The organism is Streptomyces sp. NPDC127108, assembly GCF_042677545.1.
Taxonomy (GTDB): Bacteria; Actinomycetota; Actinomycetes; order Streptomycetales; family Streptomycetaceae; genus Streptomyces.
Genome location: NZ_JBHXTE010000042.1, coordinates 40,903 through 66,296, shown reverse-complemented (window position 1 = coordinate 66,296; position 25,394 = coordinate 40,903). Strand labels below are relative to the sequence as shown.

At 74.5% G+C, this 25,394-nt stretch carries 19 protein-coding genes; 10 read left to right on the top strand and 9 right to left on the bottom strand.

Annotated elements, in window-relative coordinates:
* Nucleotides 1–28: 28 nt before the first annotated feature.
* Nucleotides 29–1,456, bottom strand: a complete 1,428-nt coding sequence (locus ACFVHO_RS30520) for a tetratricopeptide repeat protein (RefSeq protein WP_385721578.1) — start codon at nt 1,454–1,456, stop codon at nt 29–31.
* 511 nt (nt 1,457–1,967) lie between these two features.
* Entirely contained in the window at nt 1,968–3,563 is a 1,596-nt protein-coding gene (locus ACFVHO_RS30515; protein WP_385721576.1) for a DUF4331 domain-containing protein, read from the bottom strand.
* A gap of 255 nt (nt 3,564–3,818) precedes the next feature.
* On the opposite strand from ACFVHO_RS30515, the gene ACFVHO_RS30510 reads away from it, so the two are divergent.
* The 3 genes from ACFVHO_RS30510 (at nt 3,819) to ACFVHO_RS30500 (ending at nt 5,562) form a co-directional block, all read left to right on the top strand.
* A complete protein-coding gene (locus ACFVHO_RS30510; RefSeq protein ID WP_385721574.1) occupies nt 3,819–4,361 on the top strand; it encodes a sigma-70 family RNA polymerase sigma factor in 543 nt (180 codons plus the stop codon).
* The gene (locus ACFVHO_RS30505; protein WP_385721571.1) at nt 4,358–5,173 is read left to right on the top strand and encodes an anti-sigma factor domain-containing protein; all 816 of its coding nucleotides are present in this window, start codon (nt 4,358–4,360) and stop codon (nt 5,171–5,173) included. The genes ACFVHO_RS30510 and ACFVHO_RS30505 overlap by 4 nt, the downstream gene beginning before the upstream one ends.
* A gap of 116 nt (nt 5,174–5,289) precedes the next feature.
* Complete coding sequence (locus ACFVHO_RS30500; protein WP_030356142.1) at nt 5,290–5,562, top strand: hypothetical protein; 273 nt, start codon at nt 5,290–5,292, stop codon at nt 5,560–5,562.
* A gap of 274 nt (nt 5,563–5,836) precedes the next feature.
* On the opposite strand, the gene ACFVHO_RS30495 is transcribed toward ACFVHO_RS30500, so the two are convergent.
* The 3 genes from ACFVHO_RS30495 to ACFVHO_RS30485 all read right to left on the bottom strand — a co-directional run bounded on the left by ACFVHO_RS30495 (nt 5,837) and on the right by ACFVHO_RS30485 (nt 10,679).
* Nucleotides 5,837–8,683: an AAA family ATPase gene (locus tag ACFVHO_RS30495; RefSeq protein WP_385721567.1), complete on the bottom strand. Its 2,847-nt coding sequence runs from the start codon at nt 8,681–8,683 to the stop codon at nt 5,837–5,839.
* 62 nt (nt 8,684–8,745) lie between these two features.
* Nucleotides 8,746–9,672 carry an NADP-dependent oxidoreductase gene (locus tag ACFVHO_RS30490; protein ID WP_385721564.1) on the bottom strand — a complete coding sequence of 309 codons (927 nt, stop codon included), beginning with the start codon at nt 9,670–9,672 and terminating at the stop codon, nt 8,746–8,748.
* On the bottom strand, nt 9,669–10,679 hold the full coding sequence (locus ACFVHO_RS30485) for a zinc-binding dehydrogenase (protein WP_385721561.1): 1,011 nt from the start codon (nt 10,677–10,679) through the stop codon (nt 9,669–9,671). Before ACFVHO_RS30485 ends, ACFVHO_RS30490 begins: the two co-directional genes overlap by 4 nt.
* A gap of 237 nt (nt 10,680–10,916) precedes the next feature.
* On the opposite strand from ACFVHO_RS30485, the gene ACFVHO_RS30480 reads away from it, so the two are divergent.
* On the top strand, nt 10,917–12,308 hold the full coding sequence (locus tag ACFVHO_RS30480; RefSeq protein WP_385721559.1) for an MFS transporter: 1,392 nt from the start codon (nt 10,917–10,919) through the stop codon (nt 12,306–12,308).
* A gap of 29 nt (nt 12,309–12,337) precedes the next feature.
* On the opposite strand, the gene ACFVHO_RS30475 is transcribed toward ACFVHO_RS30480, so the two are convergent.
* The 3 genes from ACFVHO_RS30475 to hmgA are packed head-to-tail and all read right to left on the bottom strand — an operon-like array spanning nt 12,338 to nt 15,687.
* Complete coding sequence (locus ACFVHO_RS30475; protein ID WP_385721556.1) at nt 12,338–13,531, bottom strand: type ISP restriction/modification enzyme; 1,194 nt, start codon at nt 13,529–13,531, stop codon at nt 12,338–12,340.
* A gap of 25 nt (nt 13,532–13,556) precedes the next feature.
* Nucleotides 13,557–14,306 carry a GntR family transcriptional regulator gene (locus ACFVHO_RS30470; RefSeq protein ID WP_385721553.1) on the bottom strand — a complete coding sequence of 250 codons (750 nt, stop codon included), beginning with the start codon at nt 14,304–14,306 and terminating at the stop codon, nt 13,557–13,559.
* Between the two features lie 52 nt (nt 14,307–14,358).
* Nucleotides 14,359–15,687 carry a homogentisate 1,2-dioxygenase gene (gene hmgA / locus ACFVHO_RS30465; RefSeq protein ID WP_385721551.1) on the bottom strand — a complete coding sequence of 443 codons (1,329 nt, stop codon included), beginning with the start codon at nt 15,685–15,687 and terminating at the stop codon, nt 14,359–14,361.
* Nucleotides 15,688–15,808: 121 nt separating this feature from the next.
* Here hmgA and ACFVHO_RS30460 point away from each other — a divergent pair, with 121 nt between their 5' ends.
* From ACFVHO_RS30460 to ACFVHO_RS30435, 6 genes are all read left to right on the top strand, one after another.
* Entirely contained in the window at nt 15,809–16,468 is a 660-nt protein-coding gene (locus tag ACFVHO_RS30460) for a TetR family transcriptional regulator (RefSeq protein ID WP_385721548.1), read from the top strand.
* A gap of 141 nt (nt 16,469–16,609) precedes the next feature.
* Entirely contained in the window at nt 16,610–19,051 is a 2,442-nt protein-coding gene (locus ACFVHO_RS30455) for a molybdopterin oxidoreductase family protein (protein WP_385721545.1), read from the top strand.
* 121 nt (nt 19,052–19,172) lie between these two features.
* The gene (locus tag ACFVHO_RS30450) at nt 19,173–20,660 is read left to right on the top strand and encodes a CitMHS family transporter (protein WP_385721543.1); all 1,488 of its coding nucleotides are present in this window, start codon (nt 19,173–19,175) and stop codon (nt 20,658–20,660) included.
* On the top strand, nt 20,660–21,961 hold the full coding sequence (locus tag ACFVHO_RS30445; RefSeq protein WP_385721540.1) for an MFS transporter: 1,302 nt from the start codon (nt 20,660–20,662) through the stop codon (nt 21,959–21,961). The genes ACFVHO_RS30450 and ACFVHO_RS30445 overlap by 1 nt, the downstream gene beginning before the upstream one ends.
* A gap of 194 nt (nt 21,962–22,155) precedes the next feature.
* Nucleotides 22,156–23,544 (top strand): aldehyde dehydrogenase family protein, encoded by a 1,389-nt coding sequence (locus tag ACFVHO_RS30440; protein WP_385721537.1) that lies wholly within the window; start codon nt 22,156–22,158, stop codon nt 23,542–23,544.
* A gap of 44 nt (nt 23,545–23,588) precedes the next feature.
* Nucleotides 23,589–24,674 carry a Zn-dependent alcohol dehydrogenase gene (locus tag ACFVHO_RS30435; RefSeq protein WP_385721534.1) on the top strand — a complete coding sequence of 362 codons (1,086 nt, stop codon included), beginning with the start codon at nt 23,589–23,591 and terminating at the stop codon, nt 24,672–24,674.
* Between the two features lie 28 nt (nt 24,675–24,702).
* Here ACFVHO_RS30435 and ACFVHO_RS30430 read toward each other — a convergent pair whose 3' ends face one another.
* A complete protein-coding gene (locus ACFVHO_RS30430) occupies nt 24,703–25,350 on the bottom strand; it encodes a TetR/AcrR family transcriptional regulator C-terminal domain-containing protein (protein WP_385721531.1) in 648 nt (215 codons plus the stop codon).
* Nucleotides 25,351–25,394 lie beyond the last annotated feature (44 nt).

The following is a 25,394-nucleotide window of genomic DNA, read 5'->3' as shown; positions in this document are numbered from 1 at the left end:
GCCCCCGCACCCGTACACGAAACAGTCCTCATCCCAACCCCTCCAACAGTCGCCCTGCGTCCCGAGAACCCACGGGCGAGAACCCGGAGTTGAGCTCGAGCGCACGCTCGAGCCAGCGCCGCCCCGCCGAGGGGGAGCCGGCGCGCAGCTCGATCACCCCGCGGTGGTAGAAGAAGGACGCCTCACGGAACCCCGTGGCCGTGGCCCGCCGGGCGTACCGCAGCGCCTCCTCGTCGCGCCCGACGGCATGCAGCGCCCAGCCCAGCGCGTCAGCGGTGTGCACGGTGCGCCGCCGCTCCCACTCGGCCCGCGCCGCGGCCAGCGCGGCCTTCGCGTCCCCGTGGTCCACGGCGGCGAGCGCGGTGTCCAGATCGGGGTTGACCCCGTTCGCGCGGGCCAGCCGCGTCCACGCCTGGATCAGCCGGTACTGCTCCCGGGCCCGCGCCGACTTCCCCTGGGACTCGTACAGTTCACCGAGAGCCACCAGCGTGCCGGGAAGCGGCTGCCGGGCCACGGCATCGCGCAGATCGGCGACGGCGGCCCCCGTCTCGCCCTGGGCGGCCCGCACCCGCCCCCGCGTCTCCAGCGCGGGCACGTACGACGGGTCGGCCCGCAGCGCGACCGCGCACCGGCGTGCGGCCTGCGCGTACTGACCCTGCCGCCAGGCGAGTTGGGCCAGCGCAGTGGCGACGTACGCGACATCGCCGGGCGCCCGCGCGGAGGTGAGGGCGCGTTCCAGGACGCGCCGCGCCCCGCGGACGTCCCCGCGCAGCTCCAGCACGTACGCGTACCGCGTGAAGACCGGAATGCCGGGCCGCCGCGCGTCGGCGGCCCGTGCCGCCCGCAACGCCCGTTCGTACGAGCCGAGTTCGACGAGCGCGTCGATACGGGTGGCGAGCGCCCGCTCGCTGTACGGGTTCACGGCCAGCGCCCGCTCGGCGTACCGCAGCGCGCCGGGAAAGTCGTGCCGCGCGGCGGCGAGCGCGCCGAGCCCGGCAAGGGCACCGTCGTGGCCGGGGCGGAGCGCGAGCGCGCGGTCCAGGGCGCGCTCGGCCTCGGCGTACCGGGTGGGGTCGGCGTGCGTGCGCGCCTGCTCGACGTACGCGGACCCGAGCGCGGCCCAGGACGTGAAGTCCCGGGGCCGCACCCGCACCCGCTCCCGCAGCGAGGTCACTCCACGGTCGAGGTCGCCCGCGCGCAGCCCGTCGGGCGGTGCCGCGTACGGGGCCGGCGGGGCGGCCGTCGCGGACGGCCGCCCCTCCTCCCGGAGCGCGCCGACGACCACCGCACCCGCGGTCAGCGACACCGCGAGCGCGACGACGGCCCCGAGCCGCCACCCGGCCCGCCGGGCGCCCCCCGCACGAGAGGGCCGGGTGTCCGGCGCGTCCCCGAGCCGCCGCCCGTCGGTCCCGACGGCCTCGGCCCGCTCCCCGGCCGGGGTGCCGTTGAACGGCACCCCGGCGGAGTTGGCGGACTCGGTGGGCTCGGCCGCCCCGGTGGACCCTGCCGCCTCGACGGAGTCGGCGGTCTCGGCAGTACCGGCAGTACCGGCAGTACCGGCAGTACCGGCAGGCCGAACTGACCCGACCGTCCTGGCGGCACGGGCCGATTCGGCGGCACCGGCAGGACTCGAGGGACTGGCGGAATCGGCGGACCTGACCGGGCCGGTGGACCTGCCCGGATCGGTGGATCCGACCGACCTGGTGGGCCCGCCCGGATCGGTGGATCCGACCGACCTGGTGGGCCCGCCCGGATCGGCGGACTTGACCGGATCGGCGGACTTGACCGGGCCGGTGGACCTGCCCGGATCGGCGGACCCGACCGACCTGGCAGACCCGCCCGGACCGGAAGACCCAACCGAACTGGCAGACCCAGCCGACCCAGCAGACCCGGTCGACCCGACGGACTGGGCGGACCCGGCGGACCGAGTCACCCCCCACCAGTCCCCGAAGCGGCGGCCGGCCATCTCAGACCCCCGTGATCCCGGACCCGCGTCCCCGCGGACCCGCGCCGCCGCCTCGCGTGCGCCACCACACGATGCCGAGGGTGAGGAGCAGCAGCCCGGCGCCGCCGGCCGCGGCGGATGCCAGGAGGACGGTGTCGGTGGAGTCGTCCGTGTCGCGTCCTGCGGTGTTCGGTGCGCCGCCGGTCATGGCGTTGGGCGCCCCGGAGCCGTCGTCCGAGCCGGAGCGGGCGCCCTTCTCGGCGAGGGGGCCGCGCGAGCCCGCCGTGGGCAGGGCCACGTACGGGAAGGAGCGTCCGAACTCGCGGTCGTTGGCGTTGACGGCGTCGCCCAAGTCGTTCTTCTGGCCGACGAGTTCGCCCTGGACGACCTGGAGGGATATGTCGAGGACGTCGTCGCTGAGCCGCCGCCCGTTGGGGTAGCCCGCGTTGTCGCCGTCCAGGACACCGAGGCGTTTCGGTGAGGCGCTGGGCTTGATGGAGGTGTTGAGCCGCAGGACCTCGGCGGGCCGCACCTTCGGCGGCTGGTTGAGGTCCTTCACGCCGGTCAGGAACACCGACACCAGGTCGTTGCGGGGCTCCTTCGGCGCCTTGATCTTGTAGAACGACTCGATCAGGCGCGGCAGCTCCGGCTTGGTGACGTACGGCAGGAAGTCCGCGTCGTTCCAGGGCGCGGACGCGTTGAACTTGTCCTTGTCCTTCATGGGGACGACGACCTCGTTGACCAGCGGCCCCCCGAGCCGGGAGACCTGCGTCCACTTCCCGTCGGCGTTCTTGCGCTGCGTCGTGGACCAGATGCCGACGGTCGGCTGCTTCTCCGACTGGCGGATCGAGGCCGACGGCACCTGCAGGGCGACGGAGTTGACGTTGTACCCGGCGAGGGTGTCCCGCCCGACCTCCGACAGATCGCCCCCGTACAGCAGATCGAACACCCGCAGGTCCAGGAAGAACGGATCGTCGGCCTGTCCGGCGAACGCCGTGCCGCCGTCCGCCGTCTTCCGTACGGCCTGCCCACGCAGCTTGGCGTAGTCGGGCATGGACGCCTTGCCGACGTGGCTGGGCGCGATCGGCAGATCGTTGGCGACCTTCTTCGTCGAGACGACCTTCTGGTCCTTCAGCCGCAGCAGGTCGATGTCGTACGTCTGCGTCACGTTCAGATCGGGGTCGTCGAGGGACGTGACGGGACCGGTGTTGTAGAGGAACGTGTTCCCGTTCTTCGTACGGGTGTCGAAGGTCCAGCGGTACAGCAGGTCGCCCTGCGCGTCGCCGTCGCTGTCGATGTGCACGTCGTACTGGGCGTCCTCGGGGAACGGGTAGAAGTTCGGGCCGCCCGCCGGTTCCTCGAACGGGGTCCAGTTGGCGACGATCGTCGTGGTGTCGGGCTTGTCGGGGCTGACGAACGCGTACACGTCCGTGTTGTCGTACTGCGGCTGCCCCGAGATGAGCGGGGCCTCGCGGTGGCTGGAGGCGCGGGCCGCCTCCGGTTCGAGCGTGCCGGTCCCGGCGGCTGCGAGCCCCCCGGCGGCCAGCACGCCGCACACGAGCCCGACGATGCCACGGGTGCTCCGTAGCTTCGCGCGGCTCTTCGCGACTGCTGTCATCGCGTCCGTCCTCACTGTTGTGGTGGGTGGTCGGGCGTTCCTCATGGGTTGTCCCGACGGCCGCGCGCGTGGGCCGGGCGCGGTCCGTCTGCCCCGCCATTCGGTGCCGCGCCCCGCGCGGATTGGCACCAATCCCGCCGGAGGTCTCGCACCGAACCTCCACCGCGTCCAGAATTGGGCGCCCGGGGAACGGGGAACGGCCGCGACGTGCGCCAAGAGCTCCGGGGGAGAGGCCGAAAAAAGGGGGGGACTCGGATGGACGCTGACGCACTGCTGCCCCTGGTGGCCCGTGGCGACCAGAAGGCGTTCGAGGAGCTGTACGGACTGGTGTCCGGGCCCGTGTACGGACTCGTCCGCAGAGTGCTGCGCGACCCGGCCCAGTCGGAGGAGGTGGTCCAGGAGGTGCTCCTCGAACTGTGGCGCACCGCGGCCCGGTACGACCCGGCGCGCGGCAGCGCCCTGTCCTGGATCCTGACGCTCGCCCACCGCAGGGCCGTCGACCGGGTCCGCAGCGCGCGGGCCGCGAGCGACCGCGAGCAGCGCGTCGCCCAGCGCGCCGAGACGCCCGCGTTCGACCAGGTCGCCGAGGAGGTTGAGGGCAGCCTGGAGCGCGAGTGGGTGCGCCGCTGCCTGGAGCGCCTCACGGACCTCCAGCACCAGGCCGTGACGCTCGCCTACTACGACGGCTACACCTACCGCGAGGTCGCCCGCCGGCTGTCCGTACCCCTGGGCACCGTCAAGACCCGGATGCGGGACGGACTCCTGCGGCTCCGCGACTGTCTGGGCGCCGCCGCATGAGAACCACGGGCACCGGCCTGTTCGGCCGCATCAGGATGTACGTGGGCGGCCTGCGGATCGGCCGCACCGTGCACTCCCTCTCCGTTCCGTACGCCCTCGACGCCCTCGACCCGCAGGAGACCCGCCGCTTCGAGCGGCACCTGGAGGGGTGCCCGCGCTGCACCGACGAGGTACGGGCGCTCGCCGCCGACACCGTACGCCTGGCGCGTGCCGCCTCCGTCCCGGCGCCGCCGGACCTGCGGGACCGCATCCTGACCGCCGTGCGCGCCACCGAGCAGGAGGCTCCGGAGCCCGCGGTGGTGGTGCGGGAACACGGGGGCGCCCCGGCGCGCCGCCGTGCCCCCGTCCTCGTGGCGCTCGCCGCGTCCGCCGCCGTCCTCGCCCTCGTCGCCGTCGGCATCCTCGCCCTCGCCCTCGGCCGCGCCGACGACCGGCTCGACGAGGAGCGCGCCGCCGCACGTGAGATCGCCCACGTCCTGGCCGCGCCCGACGCCCGCGCGGCCCGTACCAGGGACGCCGACGGGCAGGGTCTCGGCGTCGTCGCGTCACGCGAGCAGGGGCAGGCCGTGGTCACGGCGTCCGGGCTCGGCAGGCCGCCCGCGGGGCGGGAGCATCAACTGTGGGTGATGCGCGACGGGGCCGCGCCCCGCTCCCTGGGCCTCCTCGACGGCGAAACGCCGGTCGTCGCGGACGATCTGAACGGGAGCGCCAGCTCACTCGCTGTCACCGTCGAGCCCGACGGGGGATCGGTGCGGCCCACCACCGCACCGGTTGTCCAACTCACCCTGAAATCAGTTGGATTCGGAGAGTAATCGTCAACGTCCTTGTGGGGAAGGTGAATCCTGCGACCGGGATACACGAGTGTCATGGCGGGGCGATAGGGTTAACCTGCCCTGGGCCGGGTGCCCTCGTACGGGTGGGGAGTGACATGGAACAGATAACAGTGCGCAGTAGGGCGAGGGTCCCTGCGATCACTTGTGGGAGCGGCGCGAGCAGTTCGCGTCTCGACCGTCATCTCTCGGTGCTGGGCGGCCCCGCCGTCCCGCAGCGCGAGGCGGCCGAGGCGACGCTGCTGATGCGTGAGCTCACCTCGCGTGATGTCGCGCACGACCGCAGCGGTGGCAGGCGCGCACGTGTGCGCCGGGTGTCGCTGTTCGCTCCGCTGCGGCGGTTGCGGCGTTCGCTGTTCGGCAGCCACTAGTTTCTGGCGTGGGCGCCCTGGTCTCGGGCCGTGGCGTCCCGCCGTCCTCCCTCTTTTGTTCTTCTCCCGCCCGCCCGCCCCTCCTGGCTTGTCGCCGCTTGCGCTGTCGCGCGGTGCCCGTGGGGCGGGGTGCCGTCGATCGGCCTTCGGCCTCGTCCTCAAACGCCGGACGGGCTGACAATGCTCGGCCTCGTCCGCAGCGGCCTCAAGCGCCGGGCGGGCTGAAGATCTTCGGGCGGAATGTGTCCGCCCTCGTCGCGTGAGTGAAGGTTCCTCAGTCGGTCTGCAGGTTCAGGTGCGGTAGGTCTCCTCGGGACGCGACGCCCAGTTTGGGGTACGCGTTGTAGAGGTGGTAGCCGACCGTGCGGGGGGACAGGAACAGCTGGGCGCCTATGTCGCGGTTGGACATGCCTGTGGCGGCCAGGCGGACCACCTGGCGTTCCTGCGGGGTGAGGCGGGCCGCCGTCAGCCGGTCCGGGTGCTGCGGGGACCTGCTCTCGCCGGTGGCACGCAGCTCGGCGCGGGCCCGCTTCGCCCACGGCGCCGCCTCCACCTGCTCGAACACGTCCAGCGCCGCCCGCAACGGCCCGCGCGCCTCGCTCCTGCGCCCCGCCCGACGCAGCCACTGGCCGAAGAGGAGCTGGGTACGGGCCCGTTCGAAGGGGCGGCCGTCGTCGGCGTGCAGCCGCAGGGCCTCCTCGTACGCCGCGTGCACGGCGTCGGCCCCGGCCGCCCCGGCCTCCGCCAGGAGCCCCCGGCAGCGGGCCGCGATCGCGCGGGCCCACGCCGTGCCCGTGTGCCCGGCCCACTCGGCGTACCGCGCCGCCAACTCCCTTACGCTGTCCGGCTTTCCGGCGCGGACGGCGGCCTCGACGTGGTCGGGGACGCAGTACAGGGCGACGGTCGTGTGGGACGCCGGGCCCGCCGCCAGGTCCTCGTAGCCGCGCAGCGCCGCCTCGTGGCGGCCGAGGCTCAGGTCGAGCAGGGGCCGGGCGGCGGCGCTCCACACCCGGCCCGGCGGGGCCTGCCGGGGGTCGACGAAGGCCGTGAGCTCCTTCACGCGGGCCTCGTCGCCGCCGAGCGCGGCCAGGTAGGCGAGGACGCCGGTCAGCTGCGCGGCGTAGTGGCGCTGCCCGCTGTCCTCGGCGATCCGCACCCCCTCGGCCGCCCCGGCGAGCGCGCACCCGTGCCGCCCGAGCAGCACCCGGGCCCGCGCCCGCAGGAGCAGCACCAACGGCAGCGGCCCGACCGCCCCCTGCTCACGGCACTCGCGCTCCAGCTCGGCGGCCAGCTCGATGCCGCCCTCCAGATCGCCGAGCGGCGCGAACCACGTCGCGACGGACGCCCGCTCGCGCAGGCCGAGCCCCCGCGCGCCGTCGCGCGACCGTGCGAACAGGTCCCGCAGCGGGGGCAGGGCCCGGCCCGGCTCGCCCGCCGCGAGCCGGGCGATGCCGTCGACGGCGGGCAGGTACGGCGGGGCGCCCGGCGGCGTCGCGAGGCCCAGGGCCGCCACCCGGTCGGTGATCTCGTCGATGGACGGCCGGTGCCCCGCCACCCAGGCCGCCGTCATGGCCTCGTACAGCAGGAGCGCCGCCGTGTCCGGCGCCCGCCCGGCGATCGCCGACGCCGTGTCCAGGAGCACCTGGTGGGCCGCGTCGAACTCCTCGCGCTCCCGGGCCACACCCGCGCGGACCCGGGCGAGCCGGGCCAGGACGGCCGGGTCGGTGAGGTGCGGGGCGGCGCGCCGGGCGAGGTCGGCCGCGTGCGCGCTCTGGCCCGCGTCCGCCGCCGCCACGGCGGCGAGCGCGAGGCGCCGGGCCCGGGTGGCGCCGTCCGGGGTGAGCCGGGCGGCCCGTTCGCGCGCCGCCGCCTCGGCCGCGTAGCCGCCGCGGGCACGGGCGTGCCGCGCGGTCTCCTCCAGGGCGGCGGCCACGTACTCGTCCGGCGCGGTGGCGGCCGCCGCCAACTGCCAGGCGCGGCGGTCGGCGCCGCCCACCCGCGGCAGGGCGTCCGCGAGGGCGCGGTGCGCCGCGACCCGGGCGGCGAGCGGGGCCGACTGGTAGGCGGCGGTGCGGATCAGCGGGTGCCCGAACACGAGCCGGCCGCCTTCCAGACGCATGAGCTGTCGGCGTTCGGCCGGTTCGAGGTCGGCGACGCCCGCCCCGAGCGCGCTCGCCGCGGCCGTCGTCGCCTCCAGATCGCCGGTGCCCTCCGCCGCCGCCACGAGGAGCAGCGTGCGGGTCGCCTCCGGCAGCGCGCCGACGCGGTCCACGAACGTCTGCTGGACGCGGGAGCCATGCGGGAGCGCCACCGCGTGCGAGGGGCCGGCGAGCGCCCCGAGGTGCCCCTCCCGCTGGGCCGCGGGGAGTTCCCGCAGCGCGAGCGGGTTCCCGTGTGCCTCGCTGAGGATCTCGGCGCGTACGTACGGGGGCAGATCGCCCGCGTGCTCGGCGAGGAGGTCGGTGGCGGCCTTGTCGTCGATGCCGGTGACCCGCAGCTCCGGCAGGCCGGGTGCCGGGAACCGGGGCGCGTGCCCCTCACGGACCGCGAACAGCAGCACCACGCCCTCGGCGGCGAGCCGCCGCGCCGCGAACAGCAACGCCTCGGCGGACGCGTGGTCCAGCCAGTGCGCGTCGTCGACCACACACAACAAGGGCTGCCCGTCGGCGAGTTCGGCGAGCAGCGTGAGAACGGCGAGGCCGGTGAGGAAGCGGTCGATGGTGGTGGGGTGGGGGCCGGGCGCGGGGGTGGTCCGGGCGTCGGCGATGGCACTGTTGTCCCCGCCGTTCACCGGCGCGGGCCCAGGCCCCGATGTCACCTCCAGCCCCAACGCCGTGCGCAGCGCCGTCGCCTGGGGTGCGGGGAGGGCGGAGATCCTGGCGGTGTCCCGGTGGAGGAGGAGGTGGAGGGCCGCGAAGGGGAGTTCGGTCTCGGTCGCCGTGGCCGTGGTGCGGAGCACCTTGAAGTGCTCGGCCGCGGCCATCCTCGTCGTCTCCGTGAGCAGCGCCGACTTGCCGATGCCCGCCTCGCCGCGGACGACCAGGGCCGCGCTCCGGCCCTGCCGGGCCCGGGCGAGGAGGGCTGCCAGCAGGTCCAGTTCGGCGGCGCGACCTTGAAGCATGGTTCAAGTAAGCCACCGGAGTCGGTGGATATTCCCAGGTGTCGCGGGTCCGGGGCTGGGGGCTAGGGGTGCCCCGCCACCGTCAGGATCACCTTCCCCCGCCCATGCCCCGACTCCACCTCGCGCTGCGCCGCCGCGGCCTCCGCCAAGGGGAACGTGGCGCGGACATGCACTTGAAGCAGGCCCTTGGCGTACAGGTCGGTGACCTCGGCCAGGCGCCCGGCGGTGCGGGTGCCGCGGATCAGGGGGAGGCCCAGGCGTTCGGCCTCCTCGTCGTCGACCATCGACATGACGCGGGAGCGGTCCTTGGCCACGGCGACCGACGCGCGCAGCGCCTGTGCGCCCGCGCTGTCCAGGGCCGCGTCGACGCCGTCGGGGGCGATGGCACGAACCCGCTCCTCCAGGCCGTCCCCGTACGCCACGGGGATCGCGCCAAGCGCCCACAGATGGTCGTGGTTGCGGGGGCTCGCCGTACCGATGACGGTGGTGGCGCCCCAGGCCCTGGCGAGCTGCACGGACAGCGTGCCGAGGCCGCCCGCCGCGCCGTTGATGAGAACGGTGTCGCCGGGCCCCACCCGCAGCGCGCTGAGCGCCATGTGCGCGCCCTGCGCGTTGCCGGGGAAGCCGCCGGCGAGGGTGAAGTCCATGACGTCGGGCTTGGCGACGAGCTGGTCGGCGCCCACGACGACGTACTCGGCGTACGCGCCGAGCAGCGAGAACCCGAGGACGCCCGCGCCGGGCACGAAGTCCGTGACGTCCGCGCCCACCGCGTCCACCGTGCCCGCGAACTCATTGCCCGGGACGATCGGGAACTCCACCCCCGGCGGCCGCATCACCCCCTGCCGGATGCCGATGTCGAACGGCATCACGCCCGCCGCGCGGACCCGCACCCGCACCTGCCCGGGCCCGGGTTCGGGCACGTCGAGCTCCACCGGGCGCAGCACGTCCGCGTCGCCGTACTCCCGCAGGGCCATCGCACGCATCCTCATGACGCCACCTCCACGTCCACCGAACCGGGAACCAGGACGACCTTGCCGACCGTCGCGCGGCCGAGCAGCGCCGTGTGCGCGGCGGCCGCGTCCCGCAGCGGGAACGTCGTGACGGCCGGCACCAGGGTGCCGTCCGCCGCCGCGGCGAGCGCCCGCTCCTGGAGCCCGCGCAGCCCGCCGGGCACCCGGACGATCCGCGGACCCAGCGCGTACGTGGCCGTCAGGAGCCTGTCGTGCAGGTCCTTCGACGTGAACTCGGTCGGCGCGCCGGACGACCAGCCGTAGATCACGAACTGCCCGCCGTATCCGAGGAGGTCAAGGGCCGTTCGGCCCGCCGTGCCGCCCACGCTGTCGAAGGCCACGCTCACCTCACGGCCGTCGAGCCCTTCGCGGACCCGGTCGGCCCAGTCCGGCAGGGAGTAGTCGACGGCGACGTCCGTGCCGAGCGCCCGTACCCGCGCCACCTTGTCCGGGCCGCCCGCCGCGGCCACGACGGTCGCGCCGACGTTCTTCGCCGCCTGCACGAGGAGCGTGCCGATGCCGCCCGCCGCCGCGGTCACGAGGACCACGTCGTCCGGCGCGGGCGCGGCCACGTCCAGGACGCCGAGCGCCATCCGGCCGGTGCCGACCATGGCGATCGCGGCCTCGTACGACAGGGAGTCCGGCAGCGGGAACAGCGCCTCCGGCTCGCGGACCGCAAGCTCGGCGTAGCCCGCGTTGACCAGGCCGAGATGGGTGACGACCCGGCGGCCGAGCCACTCATCGCCGACGCCCGCGCCGAGCCGGTCGACGACCCCGGCGACCTCGCGGCCCGGCGTGAGGGGAGGCTCCGGCAGCGCGAAGGGCAGTTCGTCGGCCGCGCCGCGCTGCAGGGCGGTGTCGAGGAGGTGGACTCCCGCGGCCCGTACGGAGATCCGGACCTGGCCGGGTCCTGGCTCGGGGTCGGGCACCTCTTCGTGGACGAGTTGCTCGGGGCCGCCGAAGGCGTGGATGCGGATGGCGCGCATGGTGTGTCCTTCCGGGACGGGGTGGGGCGGGACGAGAGGGGGCGGTGGGGTGGTGCGGTGCGGCTTGTGCCGACATCCAGGAAGTTATGCGGGCGGTCCGCGCGGTCGCCTCTGTCGGATGACTGGGGTCGGGTGACCGGGGTGACCGGGGTCGGGTGACCGAGGGCCGCCGGGTCCGGCACATCCCAGTCATCCGACAGAGGCGACCGCCCCCACCTCGTTCCTAGCGTCGGCCGCATGACTCAGCACACTCCCGAATCCACCCGCACCCCGCCGCCCGACGGCGCCCCGCCCACGCGCTGGGCGCCCGTGGCCGTGATGGCGTTGGCGATGCTCATGGTCACCCTGGAGATCAGCCTGACGGCGGTGACGCTCCCCGCGATGGGCGACGACCTGGGCGTCGGCTCCTCGTCCGCCCAGTGGGTCCTCCTCGCGTACACGCTGCCCACTGCCGCCCTCGCGATCCCCGCGGGACGCTGGAGCGACCGCGTGGACCTGCGCGCCCTGTTCCTGTTCGCCGTGCCCGCGATCGGCCTGACCAGCGTCCTCGCGGCCGCCGCGCCCAACCTGCCGGTGCTGCTCGCGGCCCGTGTCCTCCAGGGCGTGGCGGGCGCCCTCGTCGGGGCCCTGTACCTGCCGGTGGTCGCCGCGAGCGTGCGGCCCGAACAGCGGGGGCGGGCCATGGGGTTCGTCGCCACGGTCATGCCGATCGGCTCCATGGGCGGCTCGTCGCTCGGCGGCGCGGTGGTCGACGCCTACGGGTGGCGCCCGGTGTTCCTGCTGAAGATCCCCGTGCTGCTCGTCGTGTGGTGGCTGGGGGCACGTCTGATCCCGCGCACGGACAAGGGCCTCTCGGCGCCGGGCCGTTCGCTGGTCGGGGACGGCGTGCTGCTCGGCGCCGCCGTGACCGCGCTGCTCCTCGCCCTCGGCCGGATCGAGGCGGACGCGCCCGTCGCCGCGACGCTGTTCGGCCTCGCCGCCGTCGCGGGCGCCGTGGCCTGGGCGCGGCTCGGCACCGCCCGTCCGGTCCTCGACCTGCTGCGCCGCCGCGAGGTGGGCCTGCCCGTCCTCTCGCTCTTCCTCAGCGGCACGTTCGTGGGGCTCTCCTACTTCCTGCTGCCGTACTACGTCGCCGACGTCCTGGACGCCGGAGCGTCCCTGACCGGTGTGGCGATGGTCTTCTTCATCGGCGCGGTCGCGCTGACGGCGCCGCTCAGCGGGACGCTCGCCGACCGGCTGCCCCCGCGGCTCGTGGGGGCGGTGGGGGCCGGGCTCTGCGGCGCGGGCGTCCTGAGCATGGTGACCCTCGGGCCCGACGCGGGCCTGTGGGACATCGGCTGGCGCCTCGCCCTCGCGGGCGCCGGGCAGGCCCTGTTCGGCACGCCCGTGAACGCCGGGATCCTCGGCGCGACCCCCGCGCACCTCGTCGGGACGGCGGGCGGCGTCGGCAACACGTCCCGCACGCTCGCGTTCGCGGTGGGCCCGGCGGTCGCCGCGCTCGCGTACGGCGTCGGCGGCGGCGGAGAGTCCGGCTTCCACGTGGGCGTCGTCGTGCTCGTGGTGCTCCAGGGGCTGAGCCTGGTGGCGCTGCTGCCGGGGGCCCGGGCGGGCCGCGCTCCGCACGTGTGACGCGCACCCCCACGGCGGCGCGAGCCCTCCTACAACAGCGCGAACTGCCCTTCCGGCCCCTCCTCATGGTGGTCGAGGACCGAGGCGGGCCGCCGCGCCGCCCCGGGCACCGGCAGCACCCCGGCCGCCCGCAGGTCCCCTGCCGTGATCCGATTCGTGTCCCCGGCGTCGAACGGCTCCTCCGCCGCGAGGAGCGCGAGGACCGTGACCAGTTCGAGGAGTTGGGACGTCCACTCCTGGGGCCAGACGGCCGGGCGCACGGCTTCCAGAGAGCCCGGTTCCGCGTCGGCCGTCCGCCGCTCGAACCACAGCTCCAGGACCCGCATGCCGCTCACCCGGAAGTCCCAGGCGGCCGCGGGCACGGGGGAGATGACACCGCTTCCGTCGACCAGGAGGGCTTCCTCGTCCGGGTCGTAGGCGAGGGCGCGGGGCCGCGCGGGCAGCGGTGAGCGGACGTAGGGGCGCCGCCCGCCGGGCAGTTTGGGGCGCTCGCCGCCCGCGCCCCGCAGCTGCAGCCACAGCAGCCGCCGTCCCGCCGCGACGCCCCGCTTCCACACCCGGGCGTCGGAGGTCAGCGGCACCGCGCAGCCCGACGCCGAGGCCCGGGCGGCGGCCAGCGTCCACGCGAGGACGTCCGGGGCGGTGACCTCGGTCCCGTACACCCGTGTGAGATGGCGCGACAGGCCCGGTGCGAGGTTGGGTTCGAGGCCGCCGGGGCGCCGGAAGAGCGGGCGGATGCGGCCGGGGCGGCCCGCGGGGGAGCGCCCGTCGGGGAGCACGGTGGACGCGAGGACCGCGGGGCCCGCGCCGTCGGCCACGTACCCCTGCTCGGTGAGGAAGAGCTGCCCGGCGCCGAGGACGCGCCACAGCTCGGGCCGGGCCACGTCGATGAGCCGGTGGTCGGGGATGAGCCACTGCTCGTCGAAGGGGCCGTGCAGGACGCGGACGGGCTCGGGGCAGGGCCCGGCCTCGCGGGCGAGGCGGACCGTGCCGCCGTCGAAGCCGGGCAGCTGGGCGACGGCGGTGTGCAGGGTCCGGGACCGGGTGGGCCGAAGCAGCGCCTCGCGGTCGGCGGCGTCGGCGCGGACGAAGGCGTTCCAACGGGCCTTCAGGGACGCGGCGTCCGGCGCCATCGGCCACCCGCGCCCGGGCCTGAGCGGCGCGACGGACCACGGCAGGAGATCCGCGAGGAGCGGCGCTTCGTCGTGCGTCACGCCCGGCATCGTACGACGCTCCCGGCGGGGGCCGTCAGGTCGCGTCCAACGTGACCGTGAACGAGAACCGGTCCCCGCGGTAGTGGATCCGCGCCACGTCCAGAGCCCGCCCCTGGTCGTCGTACGTGATCCCCGTGTAGTGCAGGATCGGGCTGAGCAGCGGCACTTGGAGGAGGCGGGCCGTCTCGGGGTCGGCGAGGGTGGCCTCCACGGTGTCGGTGATGCGGGAGATCGCCACGCCCACCACGTCCCGCAGGACCTTCGTCATCGGCCACCGCTCCAGGTCGGCCGGGTCGACGCGGTCGGCGAGGTCGGGACGGATGTGGTTGCGGGCGTGGTTGGTGGGCTCGCCGGTCCTGGCGTCGCTGCGGAGGCGGTGGTACGTGGCGACCTGCTCCACGTCCGGGAAGTACTCGGCGAGTTCGGCGGGCACCGGCTCCTGCCCGTGGGACAGGAGCTTGGTGTCCATGCCGGACTGCTGGGCCACGATCGCGTCCACCGAGCCGAGGAGCCGCACCGGCGAACCGCGCTGCACCCCGGGCTCGATGAACGTGCCGCGCCGCCGGTGCCTGCTGATCAGGCCCTCGTCCTCCAGCTCCTTGAGGGCCTGCCGCATGGTGAGCACGCTGACGCCGTAGTGCCCCGCCAACTGCTCCTCGGTGGGCAGGCGCAGCGGGGCGTCGGGCGCCCGGCCGAGTATCGAGGCGCGCAGTGACTGCGACACCTGATACCAGAGCGGCAGCTTTCGGTTCAGGACGATCGAGTCCGGGGCGAAAGCGGTCACGTGGAACTCCGTACTCCGGTAGCGACGCGGACAGCGGCCGGAAGTGATGCCACTACGGCCGGAAATGACGCTCCAGACCCTGCCACACGTCGTCGTAGCCGCGCTGCAGGTGTCCGGCCGTCGCCGCCTGCTCGGTGGCGGTGACCGGCCAGCGGGTCTCGAACATGAAGGCGAGGCCGTCGTCGATGCGCTGCGGCTTCAGCTCGGCGGCGCTCGCCCGCTCGAAGGTCTCGCGGTCCGGTCCGTGCGCGGACATCATGTTGTGCAGCGAGCCGCCGCCCGGCACGAAGCCCTCCGCCTTGGCGTCGTACGCGCCCTCGATCAGGCCCATGTACTCGCTCATCACGTTCCGGTGGAAGTACGGCGGCCGGAAGGTGTCCTCGCCGACCAGCCAGCGCGGCGCGAACACCACGAAGTCGACGCCCGCGAGGCCCGGGGTGTCCGACGGGGAGGTGAGCACCGTGAAGATCGACGGGTCCGGGTGGTCGTACGAGATGGTGCCGATGACGTTGAAGCGGTGCAGGTCGTACACGTACGGGACGTGGTTGCCGTGCCAGGCGACGACGTCGAGCGGCGAGTGGTCGTAGGTCGCCGTCCAGAGGTTGCCGCAGAACTTGTTGACCACCTCGACGGGGCCGTCGACGTCCTCGTACGCGGCGACGGGGGCCTTGAAGTCCCGTGCGTTCGCGAGGCCGTTGGCGCCGATCGGGCCGAGGTCGGGGAGCTGGAAGGGCGCGCCGTAGTTCTCGCACACGTAGCCGCGGGCGCTCTCGTCGAGCAGCTCCACGCGGAAGCGGACGCCGCGCGGGATCAGGGCGACATGGCCGGGCTCGGCGTGCAGCAGGCCGAACTCGGTGCGCAGGAGCAGGCCGCCGTGCTCGGGGACGACGAGCAGCTCGCCGTCGGCGTCGCTGAACACCCGGTCCGTCATGGAGGAGTTGGCGTGGTACAGGTGCACCGCCATGCCCGTGCGCTGCGTCGCGTCGCCGTTGCCGCCGAGGGTCCACAGGCCCGCGAGCCAGTCCGTGCCGGGCGCGGGCTCCGGCAGCGGGTTCCAGCGCAGCCGGTTGGGGTCGGGGACGGACTCGGTGAAGGGGGCCGTGCGGACCGCGCCGTTGTCGACACGCGTGAACGCCGGGTGCGCGGCCGAGGGGCGGATGCGGTACAGCCAGGAGCGGCGGTTGTGGGCGCGCGGCTCGGTGAACGCGGTGCCGCTGAGCTGCTCCGCGTACAGGCCGAGGGGGGCGCGCTGGGGGGAGTTGCGGCCGTGCGGCAGGGCGCCTGCCACGGCTTCCGAGCTGTGTTCGTTGCCGAAGCCCGTGAGGTAGCCCAGCCCCTCGGCGGTCTTGCGTGCGTGGTCCCTCGGGTCGTCCCCGCTCATCACAGCTCCCTCGGCTTCCCGGCCGGTGCTCCCGACCTGATTCCTATGGAACACCGTAGGATTCACGATTTCCCAGCGCAAGAGGATCCATGAAATGTGAACAGTGCTCTACTCTCCCGGGATGCAGGACCGCAGCGCCTCCGAGCCCTCGCCCGCACCCGCCCCCGAGCCCCCGTCCACCCCCGCCGCCCTGCGCCGCGCGCCCGTCCAGCGCCGCAGCGCCGAGCGCCTCACCCGCATCCTCGACGCCTGCGCGGACCTCCTCGACGAGACCGGCTACGAGAACCTGACCACCCGGTCCGTCGCCGACCGCGCGGGCGTCCCCATCGGCTCCGTCTACCGCTTCTTCGGCAACAAGCGGGCCCTCGTCGACGCCCTCGCCCACCGCAACCTGGAGCGCTACGCCGAACGGGTCACCCGGCGGCTCGTGCCGGTCGAGCCCGGCGACTGGCGGGCCGCCCTCGACGCGCTCCTCGACGAGTACCTCGCCATGAAGCGCACCGCCCCCGGCTTCTCGCTCGTCGACTTCGGCACCCAGATCCCCGTCGGCGACCCCGGCGCAGCCCCCAACCACCGCGTCGCCGACCACCTCGCGGAGCTGCTCTCCGGCCACATCGGGCGCGCCCCCGACCCCGCCCTGCGCCGCGCCTTCCTGGTCGCCGTCGAGACCGCCGACGCGCTGTTCCGGCTCGCCTTCCGGGTGGACCCGGCCGGGGACGAGGCGATCGTGGGGGAGGCGCGGGCGCTGCTGCGGGCGTATCTGGCGGGGGTGCTGGACTGACCGGGGCGGGCTGACGGGCCGGTCCGGCGGGGGTGCCCGACCCGGCCGTGACTCTCGCCAGCATGCATACCGGTCGGTATGCTCGACGCGTCCGTGCGCCGAAGCCGCCGCCCCCGCCGGTGCGGCCGTTCTGGAGGACCCATGCCCCGCACCGCCCTGCGCGTCTGCCCCCTCTGCGAGGCCACCTGCGGCCTCACCCTCACCGTCGAGGAAACCGGCGTGACCGCCGCGCGCGGGGACAAGGACGATGTGTTCAGCCGAGGCTTCATCTGCCCGAAGGGCGCCTCCTTCGGCGCGGCCGACAGTGACCCGGACCGGCTGCGGGGGCCCCTCGTGCGCCGCGACGGTCGCCTTGAAGAGGCCAGTTGGGAGGAGGCCTTCGACGCCGTCTCGGCGGCCGTCCGGCCGCTGGTCGAACGGTACGGGCCGCACGCGGTCGGCGTCGTGCTCGGCAACCCGAACGTGCACACCGTGGCCGGTGCCCTCTACCCGCCGCTCCTGCTCGCGGGCCTCGGCACCCGCAGCCTGTTCACGGCGAGCACCCTCGACCAGATGCCCAAGCACGTCTCCAGCGGACTGCTCTTCGGCGACGCCCTCGCCATCCCCGTGCCGGACCTGGACCGCACGGACCACCTCCTGATGCTCGGCGCCAACCCGCTGGACTCCAACGGCAGCCTGTGCACCGCGCCCGACTTCCCCGGCAGGCTCAAGGCGCTGCGCGCCCGGGGCGGCAGGCTCACCGTCGTCGACCCGCGCCGCACCCGCACCGCGAAGCTGGCCGACCGGCACGTGGCGATCCGGCCCGGCACGGACGCGCTGCTGCTCGCCGCGATGGCGCAGGTCCTGTTCGCGGACGGGCTGGTCGCGCTGGGGGCGCTCGACGGGCAGGTGGTGGGGGTTGAGCAAGTCGCCGACGCCGTACGGGACTTCACTCCCGAAGCCGTCGCCGACGCTTGTGACGTTCCCGCCGCCACCATCCGTGAGCTGGCCCACGAGCTCGCGGACGCGCCCACGGCCGCCGTCTACGGGCGCGTCGGCGCGAGCACCGTCGCCCTCGGCACCCTCACCTGCTGGCTCGTCGACGTCCTGAACGTCCTCACCGGCAACCTCGACCGGCCCGGCGGCGCCATGTTCCCGCTCTCCGCCACGGACCGGGCCCGGCGCCCGGCGGGGCCCGGCAAGGGCTTCGCGCTCGGCCGCTGGCGCAGCCGCGCCGACGGGCACCCGGAGGCGAAGGGGGAGCTGCCGATCGCCGCGCTGGCGGCGGAGATCGACACGCCTGTGCGCGGGGTCGGGGCGGGGCGCGGCTCGGTGGGGGGCGGCGCGGACGGCGGCCCGGTGGACGGTGGCGCGGACGGCGGCGGCCCCGTGGGCGGCGGTCCGGGCGGAGGCGCTGTGGACGGCGGCCTCACGGACGGCGGCCTCGGGGAGAGCCCCATCCGCGCCCTCATCTCCATCGCCGCCAACCCCGTCCTCTCCGCCCCCGACGGCGACCGGCTCGACAAGGCCCTGGAGTCACTGGACTTCATGGTCAGCGTCGACCCGTACCTCAACGAGACCTCACGCCACGCGCACGTCGTCCTGCCGCCGCCCCCGCCCTCGCAGAGCCCCCACTTCGACTTCGCCCTCAACGCGCTCGCCGTGCGCAACCAGGCCCGCTACAACCGCGCCGTCGTCCCCCTGGAGGCGGGTCGGATGGCGGAGGCGGAGATCCTGGCCCGGCTGGTCCTCGCCGTGAGTGATGGGGGTCCCCCCTGCTCGAGCGGAGCCGAGAGCTTGGGGGAGCACGGCGCCGACCCGGCCGCCGTCGACGCGCTCGCCATCGACCGCACCCTCGGCAAGGCCGTCGCCGATCCGCACGCCCCCGTCCACGGGCAGGACCCCAAGGAACTGGCCGACCGGCTCACGGGCGAGAGCGGACCCGAGCGGCGCCTGGACCTGATGCTGCGCCTCGGCCCCTACGGCGACGGCTTCGGCGCGGACCCGGAAGGACTCAGCCTCCAGCGCCTCCTCGACCACCCCCACGGCATCGACCTCGGCCCCCTCGAACCCCGCCTCCCCCAGCTCCTGAAGACCCGTAGCGGCCGCGTCGAACTGCTGCCGGGGCCGATCGCCGACGACCTGCCGCGCCTCGCCCGCGCCCTGGACGAGTCCCGCGCCCCGGACGGCGCCCCGGCCGGACTCGTCCTGGTCGGCCGCCGCCATCTGCGCTCCAACAACAGCTGGATGCACAACGTCCCCGCCCTCGTCGGCGGCACCAACCGCTGCACCCTGCACGTCCACCCCGACGACGCGGGCCGCCTCGGCCTCGTCGACGGCGGGCAGGCCCGTGTCACCGCCGCCGGCGGCGAGATCGCCGTGCCCGTCGAGGTCACCGACGCCGTGCGCCCCGGCGTCGTGAGCCTGCCGCACGGCTGGGGCCACGACCGGCCCGGCACCCGGCTGAGCGTGGCCGCGGCCGACCCGGGAGCCAACGTCAACCAGCTCCTGGACGGCACCCTCCTCGACCCGCTCTCCGGCACCGCCGTGCTCAACGGCTTCCGGGTCACCCTCGCCCCGCTGTCACGAGCAGAAACCCGCTGACCTGGAGTTTTGCGCTTATTGCTCGCATGTCAACGTCTTGTTAACGCTCGATAGCCGGTCCTACGGTCATCCGAACCGCCAGACCTGGTGGTAGTTCGATGGTGAACGATAGGTAGCCCCCATGCTGACAATCCTCGGATTCGTCATGATCGCCACCTTCCTGGTGCTGATCATGATGAAGAAGATGTCGCCGATCGCGGCACTGGTGCTCATCCCCGCGCTGTTCTGCGTCTTCGTAGGAAAGGGCGCCCACCTCGGGGACTACGTCCTCGAAGGTGTGGGCAACCTGGCCCCCACGGCCGCGATGCTCATGTTCGCCATCGTGTACTTCGGCGTCATGATCGACGTGGGTCTGTTCGACCCGATCGTCCGCGGGATCCTGCGCTTCTGCAAGGCGGACCCGATGCGGATCGTGGTCGGCACCGCCGTGCTCGCCGCGATCGTCTCCCTCGACGGCGACGGCTCCACCACCTTCATGATCACGGTCTCTGCGATGTATCCGCTGTACAAGCGCCTGAAGATGAGCCTCGTCGTGATGACCGGCGTCGCCGCCACCGCCAACGGCGTGATGAACACGCTGCCCTGGGGCGGCCCCACGGCCCGCGCGGCCACCGCGCTGAAGGTCGACGCCGCCGACATCTTCGTCCCCATGATCCCGGCGCTCGCCTGCGGACTCGTCGCCGTCTTCATCCTGTCGTACGCCCTCGGCCTGCGGGAGCGCAGGCGGCTCGGGGTGCTCTCGCTCGACGAGGTCCTGGAGAGCGAGACGCGGGCCGGTGAGCCGGTGCTCGTGGGGGCGGGCGGCGAGGCCGCCGCCGGGCGCGTCAGCTTCACCAAGGGGGGCAATTCCGGCTCCGCGGGCGCCGGTTCGGGCGCCGCGACGGGCGCGGGTCCGGGCTCCGCCGCGGGTGCGGCCGGGGCCGGCGCGGACACCGGCTCCGGCGCGGACGCCGACGCCGACGACGGCTTCCAGGGGCTCGACCCCAACCGTCCCACCCTGCGCCCCAAGCTCTACTGGTTCAACGCGGCCCTGACGGTCCTGCTCCTCACCGCCATGATCATGGAGTGGCTGCCGATCCCCGTCCTCTTCCTGCTCGGCGCGGCCCTCGCCCTCACGGTCAACTTCCCGCACATGCCCGACCAGAAGGCCCGCATCGCCGCCCACGCCGAGAACGTCCTCAACGTCACCGGCATGGTCTTCGCCGCCGCCGTCTTCACCGGCGTCCTCACCGGCACCGGCATGGTCGACCACATGGCCGACTGGCTCGTCTCCACCATCCCCGACGGCATGGGCGGCCAAATGGGCCTCGTCACGGGCCTGTTGTCGATCCCGCTCACCTACTTCATGTCCAACGACGGCTTCTACTTCGGCGTCCTGCCGGTCCTCGCCGAGGCGGGCCAGGCGCACGGCGTCTCCTCCCTGGAGATCGCCCGCGCCTCCATCGCGGGCCAGGCCCTGCACATGTCGAGCCCCCTGGTGCCCGCCGTGTACGTCCTCGTGGGCATGGCGAAGGTCGAGTTCGGCGACCACACCCGGTTCACGGTCAAGTGGGCCGTGCTGACCTCGCTGGTGGTCCTCGGCGCCGGAATCCTCTTCGGCATCATCTGATGCCCGGGCCGTCCGGCCGAGGCTGGCTGCTGCGCCTCGTCATCGCCTTCAGCTTCGCGCAGGGGGCGGTGTCGATGGCGCGGCCCGCCGTCTCCTACCGGGCCCTCTCACTGGGCGCGGACGAACGCGCCATCGGCGTCATCGCGGGCGTGTACGCGCTGCTCCCGCTCTTCGCCGCCGTGCCGCTCGGCCGCCGCACCGACCACGGGCGCTGCGCCCCGCTCCTTCCCGTCGGCGTCGCGCTCATCGCGGGCGGGTGCGCGCTCAGCGGTACGGCCTCGTCCCTCACCGCGCTCGCCGCGTGGAGCGGGGTCATGGGGCTCGGCCACCTCTGCTTCGTCATCGGCGCCCAGTCGATCGTGGCCCGCCAGTCGGCACCCGCCGAACAGGACCGGAACTTCGGCCACTTCACGATCGGCGCCTCGCTCGGCCAGCTCATAGGGCCGATCGCCGCGGGAGCCCTCATCGGGCCGGATATGGACCGCACCAGCGCCCTCGCCCTCGTGGTGTCGGCGGGCGTCGGGGCGGTCGGGGTCGGGGCGCTGTGGCGGATCGAGCGCGGGGGTGGGGCGGCCGGGGCCTCGGGTGCGGGGGTGTCCGGGGCGGCGCGCCCGGGAGGGCAGGCCGGGGGCCGGGAGGCCGTGGAGCGGTCGGCCAAGGTGCCCGTGCTGGGGATCCTGCGGACCCGTGGTGTGCCCGCGGGGATCTTCATCAGCCTCGCCGTGCTGTCCGCGACGGACATCCTCACCGCCTATCTGCCGGTCGTCGGCGAGCACCGGGGGATCGCCCCCGCGACCGTGGGGATCCTGCTGAGCCTGCGGGCGGGTGCCACGATCGCCTGCCGTCTCGTGATGACGCCGCTCCTGCGGGTCCTCGGACGGCGGACGCTCATCGCCGTCACCTGTCTGCTCGGCGCGGTGCTGTGCGCCGGGGTCGCCGTGCCCGTGCCCGTGTGGGCGCTCGGCGTCATGCTCGTCCTGCTCGGCTTCTGCCTCGGCGTCGGGCAGCCCCTGTCGATGACGACCGTCGTCCAGGCCGCGCCCGCGGCGGCGCGGTCCACCGCGTTGGCCCTGCGGCTCACCGGGAACCGGCTCGGGCAGGTGGCCGCGCCCGCAGGGGCCGGGGGGATCGCCGGGGTCGCGGGCGTGGGGGCGCCGTTCGTGATGCTGGGTGTGCTGCTGCTGGGGGCGGCGGGGCTGGCCCTGAGGGCTTCTGGCCGTGAGCCTCGGGCGCCTGGGCCTGAGGCCGGCCCCGACTCTGCCCCGTCCGACGCTCCGGACCCGGCCCGTCGGTCCCGGTGAGACGGGGTGCCCCCGATCGCGCTCCGCGCTCGTCCTCAAGCGCCGGACGGGCTGATACTGCCCGCGCGTCCTCGTTCGGCCTTCAGGTGGGAGGGGGCGCTCGGAGCGCCTCTCGTAGAGGGGCCTGGTGGTGGAAAACTAACGGCGCTAGTTTGGGTGCACGGCAGCCGCAGGTCGCGTTGGGGAGGAATCGGATGAAGGCCCACGACGGGATGTACATCGGGGGCGCGTGGCGCCCCGCCGCGACGGGGGACACGATCCCGGTCGTGAACCCGGCCGACGAAGAGGTCATCGCCCACGTCCCCGCGGGCACCGCGGCGGACGTCGACGCGGCCGTCCGCGCGGCCCGGGCCGCCCTCCCCGCCTGGTCGGCCACCCCGCCCCGGGAGCGCGCGGCGCTGATCGGCGCGATCCGCGACGGCCTGGCCGCCCGCCAGGGCGAGATCGCCGAGACGGTCACGGCCGAACTGGGCGCCCCACTGCGCTTCTCGGAGGCCGTGCACGCCGCCGTCCCCGTCCTGGTCGCCGGGTCCTACGCGGACCTCGCGGCCACGTACGCCTTCGAGGAGAAGGTCGGCAACTCCACGGTGTACGCCGAGCCCGTCGGCGTGGTCGGGGCCATCACGCCCTGGAACTACCCGCTGCACCAGATCGTCGCCAAGGTCGCCCCCGCCCTCGCCGCGGGCTGCACGGTGGTGCTCAAGCCCGCCGAGGACACCCCGCTGACGGCGCGTCTGTTCGCGGAGATCGTGCACGCGGCGGGGCTGCCCGCGGGTGTGTTCAACCTGGTCACCGGGCTCGGCCCGGTCGCGGGCCAGGCGCTCGCCGAGCACGACGGCGTCGACCTGGTGTCGTTCACGGGATCCACGGCCGTCGGCAAGCGCATCGGCGCCCTCGCGGGCGCCGCCGTCAAGCGCGTCGCCCTCGAACTCGGCGGCAAGTCCGCCAACGTCATCCTGCCGAGCGCCGACCTCGCGAAGGCCGTGAACGTCGGCGTCGCCAACGTCATGGCCAACTCCGGCCAGACGTGCAGCGCCTGGACCCGCATGCTGGTGCACACCTCCCGGTACGACGAGGCGGTGGAGCTCGCCGCGGTCGCCGCCGCGAAGTACGGCGACCGCATCGGCCCGGTCGTCAGCGAGAAGCAGCGCACCCGCGTGCGCGGCTACATCGAGCAGGGCGTCAAGGAGGGCGCCCGCCTGGTCGCGGGCGGCCCCGACGCCCCGCGCGAGCAGGGCTACTACGTCCGCCCGACGGTCTTCGCCGACGTCACGCCGGAGATGACGATCGCCCAGGAGGAGATCTTCGGCCCCGTCGTCTCGCTCCTGCGGTACGAGGACGAGGCGGACGCCGAGGCCATCGCCAACGGCACCGTGTACGGCCTCGCGGGCGCGGTGTGGGCCGGTGACGACGCCGAGGCCGTGGCCTTCGCCCGCCGTCTGCACACCGGGCAGGTCGACATCAACGGCGGCAGCTTCAACCCGCTGGCCCCGTTCGGCGGTTACAAGGAGTCGGGCGTCGGCCGCGAACTCGGCGCCCACGGCCTCACCGAGTACCTCCAGACCAAGTCGCTCCAGTTCTGACCGCCGTCAGTACCCTCGTTCCTCGCCGCTAGGAGTACGCCATCGTGGTCCGCGTCCGCGCCGCCGTCCTGCCCGCCGTCGGCTCCCCCCTGGAGATCGCCGAGATCGACCTGCCCGAACCGGGTCCCGGCCAGGTGCGGGTGCGCCTCGCCGCCGCGGGGGTGTGCCACTCCGACCTGTCCCTGTCGAACGGCACGATGAGGGTGCCCGTACCCGCCGTGCTCGGGCACGAGGGCGCGGGCACCGTCGTGTCCGTGGGCGAGGGCGTCACGCATGTCGCCCCGGACGACGGCGTCGTCCTGAACTGGGCGCCTTCGTGCGGCAGTTGTCACGCCTGCGGCCTGGGCGAGGTGTGGCTGTGCGGCAACGCGCTCACGGGCGCGGGCGAGGTGTACGCGCGCCGGTCCGACGGCACCGACCTGCACCCCGGCCTGAACGTCGCCGCGTTCGCGGAGGAGACCGTGGTCGCGGCCGCCTGCGTGCTGCCCGTGCCCGACGGCGTCCCGCTCACCGACGCGGCCCTGCTCGGCTGCGCCGTCCTGACCGGGTACGGCGCCGTGCACCACGCGGCCGGGGTCCGCACGGGCGAGACGGTCGCCGTCTTCGGGGCGGGCGGCGTGGGCCTCGCCACGCTCCAGGCGGCCCGGATCGCCGGGGCCGCGCGGATCGTGGCGGTCGACGTGTCCCCGGCGAAGGAGGAGTTGGCGCGGGCCGCGGGCGCCACCGACTACGTGGTCGCCTCCGACACCACCGCCCGCGACATCCGCAGGCTGACCGGCGGCCACGGCGTCGACGTGGCCGTGGAGTGCGTGGGACGCGCCGTCACGATCCGTACCGCCTGGGAGTCGACGCGGCGCGGCGGCCGCACCACGGTCGTCGGCATCGGCGGCAAGGACCAGCAGGTCACCTTCAACGCCCTGGAGCTGTTCCACTGGGGCCGCACCCTGTCCGGCTGCGTCTACGGCAACGCCGACCCGGCCGTCGACCTGCCCGTGCTCGCCGAGCACGTCCGCGCGGGCCGCCTCGACCTCGGCGGCCTGGTGACCGACCGCGTCGGCCTCGACGGCATCCCGGCGGCGTTCGAGAACATGGTGGCGGGCAAGGGCGGGCGGGCGCTGGTGGTGTTCTAGACCCGGGCCGGGCCGGGTCCGGCCCGCGTCAGGCCGGCCGCGCCGCGGCCACGTGCGCGTACTGCACCTCCAGGCCGTCGAGCAGCGCCCGAAGGCCCGCCTCGAAGGCCCGCTCGTCCACCAGCTCCTGGTGCTCGGCGAGCAGATGGGCCTGCCCGAGGTGCGGATAGTCGGCCGGGTCGTACGCCGTCTCGTCGTCGACGAAGCCGCCCGCGAAGGAGCCGAGGGCGGAGCCCATGATGAAGTACCGCATGAGCGCGCCGATCGAGGTGGCCTGGGCCGGTGGCCAGCCCGCGTCGACCATCGCGCCGAACATCGCGTCGGCGAGCCGCAGTCCGGCGGGGCGCCGCCCGGGGCCGCGGGCCAGGACGGGGACGATGTTCGGGTGCAGGGTGAGGGCCGCGCGGTAGGAGACGGCCCAGTCGTGCAGCGCGGCGCGCCAGTCCCTGCCGTCCTCGAACATCGACAGGTCGACCTGCGCGCTCACCGAGTCCGCGACCGCCTCCAGGATCTGGTCCTTGGTGCGGAAGTGGTTGTAGAGCGAGGGGCCGCTGACGCCGAGCTCGGCCGCGAGACGGCGGGTGGAGAGCGCCGCGAGGCCCTCGGCGTCCACGAGGCCGCGGGCCGCGTCGACGATGCGATCTCGGCTGAGGAGGGGCTTGCGCGGTCGGGCCATGCGGCACATAGTAGGGCTGCCCGCAGAAACTAGCACTGCTAATT

What these genes read in the sequence shown, in the direction of transcription:
- ACFVHO_RS30515 (WP_385721576.1), bottom strand. Translation starts at nt 3,563, where the DNA reads ATGACAGCAGTCGCGAAGAGCCGCGCGAAGCTACGGAGCACCCGTGGC.
- ACFVHO_RS30510 (WP_385721574.1), top strand. Translation starts at nt 3,819, where the DNA reads ATGGACGCTGACGCACTGCTGCCCCTGGTGGCCCGTGGCGACCAGAAG.
- ACFVHO_RS30505 (WP_385721571.1), top strand. Translation starts at nt 4,358, where the DNA reads ATGAGAACCACGGGCACCGGCCTGTTCGGCCGCATCAGGATGTACGTG.
- ACFVHO_RS30500 (WP_030356142.1), top strand. Translation starts at nt 5,290, where the DNA reads ATGGAACAGATAACAGTGCGCAGTAGGGCGAGGGTCCCTGCGATCACT.
- ACFVHO_RS30495 (WP_385721567.1), bottom strand. Translation starts at nt 8,683, where the DNA reads ATGCTTCAAGGTCGCGCCGCCGAACTGGACCTGCTGGCAGCCCTCCTC.
- ACFVHO_RS30490 (WP_385721564.1), bottom strand. Translation starts at nt 9,672, where the DNA reads ATGAGGATGCGTGCGATGGCCCTGCGGGAGTACGGCGACGCGGACGTG.
- ACFVHO_RS30485 (WP_385721561.1), bottom strand. Translation starts at nt 10,679, where the DNA reads ATGCGCGCCATCCGCATCCACGCCTTCGGCGGCCCCGAGCAACTCGTC.
- ACFVHO_RS30480 (WP_385721559.1), top strand. Translation starts at nt 10,917, where the DNA reads ATGACTCAGCACACTCCCGAATCCACCCGCACCCCGCCGCCCGACGGC.
- ACFVHO_RS30475 (WP_385721556.1), bottom strand. Translation starts at nt 13,531, where the DNA reads ATGCCGGGCGTGACGCACGACGAAGCGCCGCTCCTCGCGGATCTCCTG.
- hmgA (WP_385721551.1), bottom strand. Translation starts at nt 15,687, where the DNA reads ATGAGCGGGGACGACCCGAGGGACCACGCACGCAAGACCGCCGAGGGG.
- ACFVHO_RS30460 (WP_385721548.1), top strand. Translation starts at nt 15,809, where the DNA reads ATGCAGGACCGCAGCGCCTCCGAGCCCTCGCCCGCACCCGCCCCCGAG.
- ACFVHO_RS30455 (WP_385721545.1), top strand. Translation starts at nt 16,610, where the DNA reads ATGCCCCGCACCGCCCTGCGCGTCTGCCCCCTCTGCGAGGCCACCTGC.
- ACFVHO_RS30450 (WP_385721543.1), top strand. Translation starts at nt 19,173, where the DNA reads ATGCTGACAATCCTCGGATTCGTCATGATCGCCACCTTCCTGGTGCTG.
- ACFVHO_RS30445 (WP_385721540.1), top strand. Translation starts at nt 20,660, where the DNA reads ATGCCCGGGCCGTCCGGCCGAGGCTGGCTGCTGCGCCTCGTCATCGCC.
- ACFVHO_RS30440 (WP_385721537.1), top strand. Translation starts at nt 22,156, where the DNA reads ATGAAGGCCCACGACGGGATGTACATCGGGGGCGCGTGGCGCCCCGCC.
- ACFVHO_RS30430 (WP_385721531.1), bottom strand. Translation starts at nt 25,350, where the DNA reads ATGGCCCGACCGCGCAAGCCCCTCCTCAGCCGAGATCGCATCGTCGAC.